Source organism: Mycolicibacter sinensis, from assembly GCF_001673565.1.
GTDB classification, from domain to species: Bacteria; Actinomycetota; Actinomycetes; order Mycobacteriales; family Mycobacteriaceae; genus Mycobacterium; species Mycobacterium sinense_C.
Window position 1 is genome coordinate 1 of sequence record NZ_LZMF01000150.1, and the last position, 11,892, is coordinate 11,892.

At 70.8% G+C, this 11,892-nt stretch carries 13 protein-coding genes, 1 pseudogene and 1 riboswitch; of the genes and pseudogenes, 7 read left to right on the top strand and 7 right to left on the bottom strand.

Annotated features, from left to right (window positions below):
• Positions 1 to 58 precede the first annotated feature (58 nt).
• Complete coding sequence (locus A5648_RS23015) at positions 59 to 373, top strand: hypothetical protein (protein WP_234787519.1); 315 nt, start codon at positions 59 to 61, stop codon at positions 371 to 373.
• Here A5648_RS23015 and A5648_RS22120 read toward each other — a convergent pair.
• Positions 315 to 1,286: pseudogene (locus tag A5648_RS22120) on the bottom strand (ATP-binding protein); the annotation flags it as partial. The gene A5648_RS23015 and the pseudogene A5648_RS22120 overlap by 59 nt on opposite strands.
• 20 nt (positions 1,287 to 1,306) lie before the next feature.
• Positions 1,307 to 1,443, bottom strand: a riboswitch (cobalamin riboswitch).
• 23 nt (positions 1,444 to 1,466) lie between these two features.
• On the opposite strand from A5648_RS22120, the gene A5648_RS22125 reads away from it, so the two are divergent.
• Together A5648_RS22125 and A5648_RS22130 are read left to right on the top strand one after the other, a co-directional pair.
• Positions 1,467 to 2,264, top strand: coding sequence for a dienelactone hydrolase family protein (locus A5648_RS22125; protein ID WP_065026624.1), 798 nt, complete (start codon positions 1,467 to 1,469; stop codon positions 2,262 to 2,264).
• A 2-nt stretch (positions 2,265 to 2,266) separates the two neighbouring features.
• Positions 2,267 to 3,481, top strand: coding sequence for a bifunctional cobalt-precorrin-7 (C(5))-methyltransferase/cobalt-precorrin-6B (C(15))-methyltransferase (locus A5648_RS22130; protein ID WP_065026625.1), 1,215 nt, complete (start codon positions 2,267 to 2,269; stop codon positions 3,479 to 3,481).
• Here the strand turns inward: A5648_RS22130 and cobM are convergent.
• The 6 genes from cobM to A5648_RS22160 form a co-directional block, all read right to left on the bottom strand.
• Positions 3,467 to 4,234, bottom strand: a complete 768-nt coding sequence (gene cobM / locus A5648_RS22135) for a precorrin-4 C(11)-methyltransferase (protein ID WP_234787517.1) — start codon at positions 4,232 to 4,234, stop codon at positions 3,467 to 3,469. The two genes, A5648_RS22130 and cobM, sit on opposite strands and share 15 nt — an antisense overlap.
• Positions 4,231 to 5,742, bottom strand: coding sequence for a precorrin-2 C(20)-methyltransferase (locus A5648_RS22140; protein ID WP_065026627.1), 1,512 nt, complete (start codon positions 5,740 to 5,742; stop codon positions 4,231 to 4,233). The genes cobM and A5648_RS22140 overlap by 4 nt, the downstream gene beginning before the upstream one ends.
• On the bottom strand, positions 5,739 to 6,395 hold the full coding sequence (locus tag A5648_RS22145; RefSeq protein WP_065026628.1) for a precorrin-8X methylmutase: 657 nt from the start codon (positions 6,393 to 6,395) through the stop codon (positions 5,739 to 5,741). The genes A5648_RS22140 and A5648_RS22145 overlap by 4 nt, the downstream gene beginning before the upstream one ends.
• An 8-nt stretch (positions 6,396 to 6,403) precedes the next feature.
• Complete coding sequence (locus A5648_RS22150; RefSeq protein WP_207511819.1) at positions 6,404 to 7,228, bottom strand: nitrite reductase; 825 nt, start codon at positions 7,226 to 7,228, stop codon at positions 6,404 to 6,406.
• A gap of 167 nt (positions 7,229 to 7,395) precedes the next feature.
• A complete protein-coding gene (locus tag A5648_RS22155; RefSeq protein ID WP_065026630.1) occupies positions 7,396 to 8,043 on the bottom strand; it encodes an enoyl-CoA hydratase-related protein in 648 nt (215 codons plus the stop codon).
• Entirely contained in the window at positions 8,027 to 8,647 is a 621-nt protein-coding gene (locus A5648_RS22160) for a TetR/AcrR family transcriptional regulator (protein ID WP_065026631.1), read from the bottom strand. Before A5648_RS22160 ends, A5648_RS22155 begins: the two co-directional genes overlap by 17 nt.
• A gap of 78 nt (positions 8,648 to 8,725) precedes the next feature.
• Between A5648_RS22160 and trpS the strand changes: the two genes are divergently transcribed.
• From trpS to A5648_RS22180, 4 genes are all read left to right on the top strand, one after another.
• Entirely contained in the window at positions 8,726 to 9,748 is a 1,023-nt protein-coding gene (trpS, locus tag A5648_RS22165; RefSeq protein ID WP_065026632.1) for a tryptophan--tRNA ligase, read from the top strand.
• Positions 9,745 to 10,692 (top strand): inner membrane protein YhjD, encoded by a 948-nt coding sequence (yhjD, locus tag A5648_RS22170; protein WP_065026633.1) that lies wholly within the window; start codon positions 9,745 to 9,747, stop codon positions 10,690 to 10,692. Before trpS ends, yhjD begins: the two co-directional genes overlap by 4 nt.
• Before the next feature lie 9 nt (positions 10,693 to 10,701).
• A complete protein-coding gene (locus tag A5648_RS22175; protein WP_065026634.1) occupies positions 10,702 to 11,637 on the top strand; it encodes a DUF5996 family protein in 936 nt (311 codons plus the stop codon).
• Between the two features lie 12 nt (positions 11,638 to 11,649).
• Positions 11,650 to 11,892 (top strand): trehalase-like domain-containing protein (locus tag A5648_RS22180; RefSeq protein WP_234787518.1); only part of this gene is annotated, 243 nt, incomplete at its 3' end.

An 11,892-nucleotide genomic window follows, 5' to 3' on the forward strand; every position in this document is an offset into this window, starting at 1 on the left:
CCGCACCGCGGTCGCCCACGCGGCATGGCAGGGCCGCGACGCGGTCAACATCTCCGATCTGCGGGTCGCCGCCCGGCTGGCCCTGCCGCATCGCCGGCGGCGCAAGCCGTTCGACGCCCCTGGTCTCGATGAAGCCGAACTCGACGAGGTGCTGCCCCCGGAGGATTCCGGGTCCGAGCCCGAGCCGGACCCGGACGGTCCACCCGAGGGCGGGAACGCCCCACCGTCCTCGGATGCCGGCGGGCCGGTGCCGGGTGGGTCCGGCTCGACCTCGACCGTCGGGTCCGATTCCCCTTACCGCGCGCGGCTTTTCACCGTCGACGGGGTTGGCGCGGGCCGCGCCGGGCGGCGACCCGCAGATCGGAGATGTTGACCGCGTCGCGGCCCTGCCATGCCGCGTGGGCGACCGCGGTGCGGGCACAGACGATGTCGCCGCGCAGGCCGTCCACATCGAATTCCGCACAGATCTCGCCGATCTTGACCAGCGCGGCGTCGGTGAGCAGCACCCGCGAAAGCAGCTGCTGCGCAGTGTGAATCCGGGCCCGCAGCCGCTCCTCGGCCGCGGCGTACCCGGCGGCGAAACCCTCGGGGTCGGCGTCGAAGGCCAACCGTCGGCGTACCGCCTCGGCGCGCACCGCCGGATCGCGCGGCGCGGACACCTCAACGGTCAGCCCGAATCGGTCGAGCAGCTGTGGGCGCAGCTCGCCCTCCTCGGGGTTCATCGTCCCGACGATCACGAAGCGTGCCGCGTGGGTAACCGAGACGCCGTCGCGTTCGACGGTCAGTCGCCCCATGGCGGCGGCATCCAGCAGTAGGTCCACCAGGTGGTCGGCGAGCAGGTTGACCTCGTCGACGTAGAGGATGCCGCGGTTGGCCCGGGCCAGCAACCCCGGCTCGAACTCCACCACGCCGGCACCCAGCGCCCGCTCCAGGTGGATCGACCCCACCACCCGGTCCTCCGTGGCGCCGACCGGCAGCTCCACCAGCCGCACCGGGCGGGTCTGCACGGCGGCGTCGGCGGGGAACGGGCCGTCGGGGGAGAGCGGGTTGGCCTCGGTGGGATCGGAGGAGAACCGGTCGTCGGCGACCACGTCGATCGGCGGCAGCACCTGGGCCAGCGCGCGAACCAGCGTCGACTTGGCGGTGCCCTTCTCGCCGCGGATGAGCACGCCGCCGATACCGGGGGAGATCGCGCTCAGGACAAGCGCCAGCGCCATGTCGTCGAGGCCGCCCGGGGCGTCCGGGTCGCCGCCGAGGACGGCAGGGAAGGGGTACAGCTGTTGCATTGAGGCTCCGCTCGTGATGCCGGTGTTGGCAACGCGAAGCCGGTATTCGGACTGACCGAAGCGCTTCCCAATCAGCGGGAATGCGCCGCGGAACACCGTAGCGGGCCTGCGTCGGAGTCACACCGACTTCCCTGGCACTTCGCGCCGATACCCTAACACCAACCGAAAGGACACTCAGAGATGACTGCACCCGAAGCAGACCTGACCGGCTGGGTCCCAGCGCCGTTCACCGGCGGCGGTTTCACCCACGACGTGTACCGCAAGGGGCATGGCCCCGGGGTGGTACTGATACCGGAGATCCCGGGACTACACCCCGGCGTGCTCGGATTGGGAAACCACCTGGTGGACAACGGCTTCACCGTGGCGATCCCGTCTTTGTTCGGCCAACCCGGTAAGGCGCTCACGCCCGGCTACGCGCTGAGCACGATCGCCCGTGCCTGCGTGACCCGGGAGTTCGCCGCGTTCGCCACCGACAAGCAACGTCCGGTCACCCAGTTCCTGCGGGCGCTGGCCCGCGACCTCAACGAGAAGACGCCCGGCAAGGGCGTCGGGGTGATCGGCCAGTGCTTCACCGGCGGTTTTGCGCTGGCGGCCGCCGTCGACGACGCCGTGCTGGCGCCGGTGCTAGCCCAACCGTCCGTACCGATACCGCTGACGCTCAAACAGCGCCGCGATCCCGGGCTCTCCGAGGTCGAGCTGGGGGTGATCGCCGACCGGGCCGCCAACGACGGGCTGTGCGCCATGGGGTTGCGGTTCAGCGAGGACAAGATGGCCCCCGGCGACCGCTTCGCTACGCTGAAGGCCCGGCTCGGGGACGCGTTCGAGGTGATCGAGATCGACTCCTCGCCGGGCAATCCGGGCGGGCTGTCCCGGATGGCGCACTCGGTGCTCACCGACCAGGTCCGCGAGGTCGACGGCCACCCCGCCTACGAGGCGCGCAAGCGGGTGGTGCAGTTCCTCACCGAACGGCTGACATAGCTGTGCCCACCGCCGAACGCCTGGTGGTCCTCGGTATCGGCGCCGACGGCTGGGCCGGGCTGACAGAACCCGCGCGGGAGAGGGTGCTGGCCGCCGATGCCGTTATCGGTGCGCCGCGCCACCTGGCGATGCTGCCGGAATCACCCGGTCAGCAGCGCCACGATTGGCCGTCGCCGCTGCGGGCCGGGCTGCCGGCGCTGTTCGACAGCCTGGCCGGCCGGCAGGTGGTGGCGCTGGCATCCGGTGATCCGCTGCTGTCCGGGGTGGGCAACACGCTGATCGACCTGTTCGGCGCCGACCGGGTCACCATCGTCCCGGCGGTCTCCTCGGTGACGCTGGCCCGCGCCCGGCTGGGCTGGCCGGCCGAGTCGGCGGCGGTGATCCGGGCCGGCGACATCCATGCGGTGCTGCGCGAGCTGGCGCCGGGCCGGCGGGTGCTGGTGCTCTCAACCGACGAGACGACGCCCGCGCAGCTGGCGGCCCTGCTGGTAGCGCGCGGCTACGGGGCAAGCCGGATGACGGTGCTCGGTGACCTGGGCGGCGACGCCGAGTCACGGCGGGACAGCATCGCCGAGACGTTCCCGTCCCTTAAAGGTCCGGTCCCGCGGCTCAACATCGTCGCCCTGGAGCTGACCGGCCCGCTGCTAAGCGGCTGGGGATGGGTGCCCGGTTTGCCTGATCAGGCCTACGACCACGACGGGCAGCTCACCAAACGCGACCTGCGGGCTGCCGCGCTGGCGCGATTGGCACCGGCGCCCGGGCAGTTGCTGTGGGACGTCGGCGCGGGCGCCGGATCCGTCGGCATCGAATGGATGCGCGCCCACCCGAGCTGCCGGACCATCGCCGTCGAGGCGGAACAGGCTCGGGCGCAGCGGATCTCGGCGAACGCTCGCAACCTCGGCGTCCCTGCGCTGCGCGTCGTCTGCGACACGGCCCCGACGGCGCTGGCAGGCCTGCCCGGCCCGGACGCCGTCTTCGTCGGCGGCGGGCTGAGCCGGCCCGGGGTGCTCGACGCCTGCCTCGTCGCGCTGCGGCCCGGCGGGCGACTGGTCGCCCACGCTGTCACGCTGGAAACCGAGGCGCAGCTGGCGGCGGCCTACGCCGAGCACGGCGGCGAGCTGACCCGTATCCAGGTCGAACACGCCGCCCCGCTCGGTGCGTTCACCGGCTGGAGACCCGCCCGCGCCGTCACGCAGTGGGCGCTAACTCTGCCCTGACCGGTCTCGCGCCGCGTCGTAAAGATGGCTCTCGCCGCCACACGGGTCGGGGCGGTCCGCAAGGGCCCGCCCGACGAGAATCACCGCGGCCGAACGCATCCCGGCCGCCTCGACCGCATCGGCGATGTCGGCGACGGTGCCGCGCAGCACGAGTTCATCCGGTTGCGACGCCCGGTAGACCACCGCGACCGGGCAGTCCGCGCCGTAGTCGGCTTCCAACTCGCCCATCAGTTCCCGGGTCCGGGTGATCGCCAGGTGCAGCACCAGGCTGGCCCCGGTCGCGGCGAACGCGGCCAGCGATTCGGACGGCGGCATCGCGGTGGAGGCGGCTTGGACCCGGGTCAGCACCACCGACTGCGTCACCAGCGGCACCGTGAGCTCGCGGCCGAGCACGGCAGCCGCCGCGGCATAAGCCGGCACGCCGGGCGTGATGTCCCACGGCACCCCGGCGGCGTCGAGCCGGCGGGTCTGCTCGAAGACCGCGCTGTAGAGCGACGCATCGCCCGACACCAGCCGCACCACCCGCCGGCCCGCCCGGTGAGCGGTGACCAGACGGTGCACGATCGCCTCGAGGTCCAACTTCGCGGTGTCGACCAGTTCGGCGGTGGCGCAACAGTGTTCGAGCACTTGCGGGTCCAGATAGCTACCGGGGTAGAGCACCACATCGGCGTCGGCCAGCAGGCGGGCCGCCCGGACCGTCAGCAGATCCGCGGCACCGGGTCCGGCGCCGACGAAATGAACAGGGACGCTCACCGTACCCACCGGGGCGTCCACACCCGGCCCGCGGACGTTGCCCGCGTCGACGACGCTCCCACCAGGACAAGGCATTTCATGTCGATCGCATCGGTGTCCAGCTCGCCCAGGGTGGTCACCGTCAGCGACTCCTCGGTCCGGCCGATGTCACGGCCGACCACCACCACGGTCTGCGGGGCGCGGTGTTCCAGCAGCACTTTGCGGGCCAGGGCGATCTGGTCGGGCCGGGCACGCGAAGCCGGGTTGTAGATCGCCAGCACCAGATCGGCCTCGGCGATCGCGGCCAGCCGGGCCTCGATCACCGCCCACGGTTTGAGGCGATCGGAGAGGCTCAACACCGCGAAGTCGGCCCCGATCGGGGCGCCGGCGGCCGCGGCCACCGCTTGCACCGCCGAGACGCCGGGCAGCACCCGCACCGAAACACGTTGATACCGTTCGTTATCGGCGGCTTCGAAGACGGCTGAGGCCATCCCGAAGACCCCGGCATCGCCACCGGAGACCACCGCCACCTTCTCGCCGCGAAGCGCCAGATCCAGCGCGAAGCGGGCCCGGTCCAGCTCGACGGTGTTGCCCGAGGAGTGCCGCTGCAACCCGGCCCGCTGCGGAATCCGCGCGAGATAGGGCCCGTAGCCCACCACGTGATCGACGGTGGCCAGCGCCGCGGCCGCCGCGCCGGTCAACCACTCGCCGGGCCCGGGACCGAGCCCGATCACCAGCAGCTCGGCCGGCTCGGCGACCGGCTCAACGACCGCCGCCACCGGATCGGACGACGTCCGCGACCGCTGCCCGTTGCGGGAATCCCCGTCGACCACGATCAGCGACAGGTACGGCACGCTCGCTTCCTCTACCTCGGCGACCGGCAGCCAGCGCTGTTGCGGATGGCTGGCCCGTTCGACGTAGTAGGCGTGCTCCAACCGGCCGGCGGCGGCCAGGGCGCGGCGCACGGCGGGGAAGGTGCGGCCGAGCTTCATGATGATGGCGCCGTCGGTGTCGGCCAGCCGCATCGCCAGCTCGTGCTCGCCCAGTGTGCCCGGCAGCACGGTCAGCACGTCGGTCTGGCGCACCAGCGGCATTCCGAGCGCGGCGGTGGCGGCGCTGAACGCGGGGACACCGGGGATGATCTCGGTGTCGAAGCGCGTCGACAGTCGGTCGTGCATGTACATGAACGAGCCGTAGAACAGCGGATCGCCCTCGGTCAGCAGCGCGACCGTGCGACCCGCGGTCAGGTGGGCGGCCAGCCGTGACGCCGACGCCTCGTAGAAGTCGGCCAGCGCTCCGGCATAGCCGCCGGGGTGATCGGTGACCCCGGTGGTGACCGGATAGCGCAGCTCTTCCTCGATGACACCCGGCCGGATCAGGTCGGCGGCGATGGTGCGCGCATACGAGGCCTTGTTGACCCCGGCGTGGTAGGCCACTACGTCGGCGTCGGCGATGATCCGGGCTGCTTTGCGGGTGATCAGCTCGGGGTCACCCGGGCCCAGGCCCACCCCGTAAAAGCGGCCGGTCATTCGGCATCCGAGGCGAGTGCGTTCAACGCCGAGGAGGTGATCGCCGAGCCGCCTCGCCGGCCGCGCACGGTCACGAACGGGATGTCGATGCCGTGGTCGCGGTGCAGGGCGGCCAACGCCTCCTTGGACTCGGCGGCGCCGATGAACCCCACCGGGCAGCCGACGATCACCGCTGGGCGCGGCCCGCCGTCGATGATCAGCTCGAGCAGATGGAACAGCGCCGTGGGGGCGTTGCCGATGGCGACGACGGCACCCGACAGCTCCGGCTCCCACAACGAGACCGCCGCCGCCGAACGGGTGGTGCCCCAGTCGGCGGCCAGTGCAGGGACCCGTTCGTCACGCAGATAGCAGTGCACCTCGTTGCCGGCCGGCAGCCGCCCGGCGGTCACCCCGACTGCCACCATCCGGGCATCGCAGAGGATCGGTGCGCCGCCGTCGAGCGCGGCCCGCCCGGCCGGCACCGCCTCGGGATGGATCAGCAGGTCCTTGGCGACGTCGGTCTGCCCGGCACCGTGGATCATCCGCACCGCGAGCCGCTCGGCAGTAGCAGGGATGTGCGACAGGTCGGACTCCCGGCGGATGGTGGCGAACGATTCGACGTAGATGGCCGGGCCGTCGGCGATGTAGTCGTAGCGCTTGGTGGGTCTGTTCAAGCCAACTCCTACGCAGGGACGAAGATGCCGTGCCACGGGGTCACGACGAGCTCGGCGGCATCCAGCAGGGTGCGTCCGAATGCGGCCGTCAACACCCCGTCAGGCACCGGCACATGGGTGCCACCGGGCACCGGGCCAAAGGGTAGCGGACCCGACGGTTCCGGCAGGCGCGCATCAGCCGCCATGACGGACAAAAGGGGGGCGGGTAGTTCGCGGATGTGCCAGGGCGCGTCGGGCCCGTCGCCGCGGGCGGCCTGGAACGCACCGGCCAGGGCGGCCAGCCGTTCGGCGGCGTCGGCGATGTACACCACGGCCCCCCAGTTCTCACCGACTCGCAGCTGTGCCTCGGTGCCGCTGAGCGCTACCAGGCCGGCATCGGCTGACCGATCGATCAGGTCGCCGCGGCCGTCGTCGAGGACGAACAGGAACCGGCCGGGCAGCGCGGCCAGGCGCGGATCGTCGCACAGCAGCGCGTCCAGCCGCGCCGCCACCGGGCGCAGGTCCGCCCGCCCGCCGGCGTGGCCGGTCTGCGGTGAGACCAGGATGTTGCGGACCAGCTCATGGCTGCGCGACGGCAACAACCCGGTCGACTCCAACGCGGCCACCGCCGCCGGCGCCAGTCGCCCGTCGCACCCGGCCAGCCCGCGCAGCTGAAGGTTGGCCCGCTTGGTGAGATAGACCGAGCCGTCGGCGAACTCGGCGCTGACCTGCAGCAAGCGGGCCAGCGAAGCGGCTGGCAGCCGGCCGCCGACCAGGCGCAACCGCACCAGCAGCCCGTCGTCGGCCGCCCAGGGCCGCAGCACGCCCGGGCACCGGTCGGCCCTCGTCCTCATCTGCCCCACCCGCCACGTGGGGGATGGCATACCGCAGTTGTCCGGCTCATAGCGACAACACGAGTCCTCGCGCCGGTGCGGGCGTGTGGGTGCACCGCCTGATTGTCGCTCAGAGGCGGGCAACCGACATGCGTCCTCCCCCCGGTGACGGGCGAGACAGGTGGGATTTAGCCGCTGAGCGCCGCCACCGCCGGGCCGAACATGGTGGCCTTGATCGCGCCCAGCGTGCCCGAGTCCTTACCGGCCAGCGGCCGCAGCAGATCGACAGCGGCGGTGAGCACCGCGCCCTCGCCGGCGGTGCCGTCGACGATGCCGATAGCCGCGGCGTCCTCGCCGCCGAAGCGGCGGCCGGTGGTCATCGATGCCACCTGAGCCTGCGGCGCGAGCTTGGCCTGGATCAGCGCGGCCATCCCCGGGGTGAATGGAATCCGGATGTCGACCTCGGGGAAGCAGAAGAACCCGCGGTCGGCGCGCATCACCCGGAAATCGTGGGCGATCGCCAGCATCGCGCCCGCCCCGAACGCGTGCCCGACCACGGCTGCCGCGGTCGGGATCGGCAGCGTCAGCATCTTCGCCAGCAGGGCGTGCACCCGCCCGACGTACCAGTCGGTGCGGTCGCCGTTGGCCATCAGCCAGTCCAGGTCCAGGCCGTTGGTGTAGAACTTGCCGCCCGCGGTGGTGACCAGGCCCTGCGCCTCAGCGGCCACCACGTCGTCGAGCACGCCGTTGATCTCGTCGAGAAAGTCCGGGGAGAACCGGTTCTCGTCGTCGCCGAGGTCCAACACGGCGATCTTGTCGTCATAGGTCAGCTTCATGGGGGGATCCTTTCAAGGTCGGTCCGACGGACAGCACGGCGCGTACGGCGGCGTGCAGCTGAGCTCGGGCGGTGGCGGAGCCCAGCCGGTCGCGGCTGAGCACGATCGCGGTAGGCAGGTCGACCACGCAGGTGGTGATGGTGTCGACCGCGGCGGCATCGCGGCGGCCCCACAGTGCGTCGGCAAGTCGAATCAGCAACCCGATCAGCTCCGCGTCGATATGACGCAGCTGATCGGCGAGCTCGGCCGGCAGGTCGGCGTCGAGCAGGTCGTCGCGGCTGATCGCCGACAGCAGCTTGGAAGACTGCGGGTGGCGTTCGGCGAAGGTCACCGGGGCGTCGGCGGCCGCGATCACCGCCTCGGCCGCAACCGTCTCGGCGCTCACCAGCTCGTCCTGCAGCGTCAGGAAACGCCGCGCGGCCCGCAGCCAGGCGGCGGCCACCAGCCCGGCTCGTGACCCGAAACCGTGGTAGACGGCGCCATTGGAGGCGCCGGTCGCCTCGCCGACGGCGCGGATCGTCACCGCGGCGGCACCGGAGCGCGCCGCCAGCGACTCGACGGCGTCCAGCACCCGATCGGGGTCGTGCACGCGCGGGCGGGGCATGGCGGCCAGAATAACAGAGCAATCGCTCTGTTACCAGGTGCGCCCATCGGCGCAACGGCGTGACAGGATCGAGCAATCATGAGCGCTTCCGAATCCCGTCCCGTCGTCTTCTCCGGTGTCCAGCCCACCTCGGCGTCGCTGCACCTCGGCAATGCGCTGGGGGCGATCACCCACTGGGCGGACCTGCAGGACGATCACGACGCGCTGTTCTGCGTCGTCGACATGCACGCCATCACCGTCCCGGGCTGGGACCCCGCGACGCTCCGGAAAAGCACCCTGGTGACGGCCGCGCAGTACCTGGCGCTGGGAATCGACCCGGCTCGCAGTGCGATCTTCGTGCAAAGCCACGTGCCGGCGCATGCCGAGCTGGCCTGGGTGCTGGGCTGTTTCACCGGATTCGGGCAGGCCTCGCGGATGACGCAGTTCAAAGACAAGTCGCAGCGGCAGGGTTCGGACTCCACCACCGTGGGCCTGTTCACCTACCCGGTGCTGATGGCCGCCGATGTACTCCTCTACGACACCGAGGTGGTGCCGGTCGGCGAGGACCAGCGCCAGCACCTGGAACTGGCCCGCGACGTCGCGCAGCGGTTCAACACACGGTTCCCCGACACCTTCGTCGTGCCCGAGCCGATGATCCCCAAGGCCACCGCCAAGATCTACGACTTGGCCGACCCGACGTCGAAGATGAGCAAGTCGGCGGCCACCGACGCCGGCCTGATCAGCCTGCTCGACGATCCAGCGGTGAGCGCCAAGAAGATTCGCTCGGCGGTCACCGACTCCGAACGGGAGATCCGCTACGACCCGGAGAACAAGGCCGGGGTGTCGAACCTGTTGACCATCCAGTCGGCGATCACCGGTGCGAGCGTCGAGAAACTGGTGGACGGCTACGCCGGCCGCGGTTATGGCGACCTGAAGAAGGAGACCGCCGAGGCCGTCGCCGAGTTCGTCACGCCGATCAAGGCCCGGGTCGACGAACTGCTGGCCGACCCGGGCGAGCTGCAGGCGGTGCTGGCTGCCGGCGCCGAGCGGGCCCGGGCGAGGGCCGCCACGACCATCGCGCGGGTCTACGACCGGGTGGGATTCCTTCCGGCGCGGCCATGAACAAAGCCGTGACCGACGAGGCCGAGCCCGCCAAGCCGGGCATCATCGACCGGCTGCGGGCGCGTTACGGCTGGTTCGATCACGTGGTGCGGGCGCAGGAACGCTACGACGAGCGCCAGGGCAACTTCTTCGCCGCCGGGATGAGCTACTACACCATCTTCGCGTTGTTTCCGCTGGCGATGGTCGGGTTCTCCGTCGGCGGTTTCCTGCTGTCGCGGCGGCCGGAGGTGCTCGACGGGATCGAACGCCGGATCAAGCACCTGGTCCCCGGCGAGTTCGGCAACGAGCTGGTGTCGTTGATGGACAGCGCGATCTCCTCGCGTGCCTCGGTGGGGGTGATCGGTCTGGCGACGGCCACCTGGGTGGGCCTGACCTGGATGGCCAACCTGCGCGAGGCGCTCTCCGAGATGTGGGAAACCCGTTCGGAGAAGCAGGGTTTCGTCTCGGCGAAGCTGTCGGACCTGGTCGCCATGGGGTGGGCGTTCGGTGCCATGCTCGTCACGATCGCGCTGACCGCACTGGCCGAGCCGAAGCTGATGCGCACGGTCCTGCGCTGGCTCGGCGTTCCCGACTTCGACCTGCTGGGCGCGGTGTTGCGGGTGGCGTCGGTGGGGATGGCGGTGGCGGTGTCATGGCTGCTGTTCACCTGGATGATCGCCCGGCTGCCCCGCGAGTCGGTCAGCCTGGCCAGCGCGGCGCGGGCCGGCGTGATCGCCGCGGTCGGCTACGAATTGTTCAAACAGGCCGGCTCGGTGTACTTGCAGTCGGTGATCAACGGCCCGGCCGGGGCGGTGTTCGGACCGGTGCTGGGCCTGCTGGTGTTCGCCTACATCACCGTACGGCTGATCCTGTTCGCCACCGCGTGGGCGGCGACATCGTCGGACAACCTGCGCACCGACCGACCGGCCGGAGGCGACGGTGTGACCGGTACCGCAAACGGGTAGTAGGGGATCATGACGCGCGAATCCGCTTGGCCTCGCCTTCGTCTCGACGACTGGGCACCGACCCGGGACACCCTGCACATGTGGACCCAGATCGTCGGCAAAGTCCGCCTGGCACATGCACCGTTGGTGAACCACTGGTGGCAGGTCACGTTGTATGTCACGCCCCGTGGGCTCACCACGTCGGCGATCCCGTACGACAGCGATGTTTTCGACATCGAGTTCGACTTCATCGACCACCAGTTGGCGATCCGTACCAGCTCCGGTGCAACCCGCGCGATCCCGCTGCGGGAGCAATCGGTGGCGGAATTTCACGGCGCGTTCATGTCGACGCTGGACGAGTTGGGTCTGCAAACCCGAATCCAGTCGCACCCCAACGAGGTCGAGCCTGCCGTGCCGTTCGCCGAGGACGTCGAGCACGCCTCTTATGACCCGCAGGCCGCCCAACTGTTCTGGCGGCAATTGGTGCAGGCGCACCGGGTGCTGAGCCGGTTTCGCTCCCGCTTCATCGGCAAGGTCAGCCCCGTTCACTTCTTCTGGGGCGCCATGGATCTGGCCTGCACCCGATTCTCCGGGCGGAGTGCCCCGAAGCACCCGGGCGGCGCACCCAACTGCGGCGACTGGGTGATGGTAGAGGGCTACTCGCGTGAACTCAGCAGCTGCGGATTCTGGCCCGGCGGCGGCGCGGAAGGTGGCTTCTACGCCTACGCCTACCCGGAGCCCGACGGCTTTGCCGACCATCCGGTCCGGCCCGCGGAGGCGTCCTACAGCAAGGAGATGGGCGAGTTCGTGCTGCCGTACGAGGTGGTCCGGCAAGCGCCCGATCCGGACGGGCTGCTCCTGGACTTCCTGCAGGACACCTATGAGGCGGCAGCGGTGGGCGGCAATTGGGATCGCGCCGCCCTCGAAGACGACCCGGATCGTTGGCGGGCCAAGGCGCGTGCCTGAGCGGCCTCGGCCATGAGCACCACACCGATCGCCGACTACGCGCTGCTGTCGGATCGGCATACCGCGGCGCTGGTCAGTCGCGGCGGCTCGGTGGATTGGATGTGCGCGCCGCGCTTCGACTCGCCGGCGGTATTCGCCCGGCTGCTCGATGCGCGCGGCGGTCATTTCGCGGTGCAACCCACCGATCCGCGGGCCGAGGTGACGCGCCGCTACCTCGACGACACGATGGTGCTGGAAACGACCTTCGCCACCGCG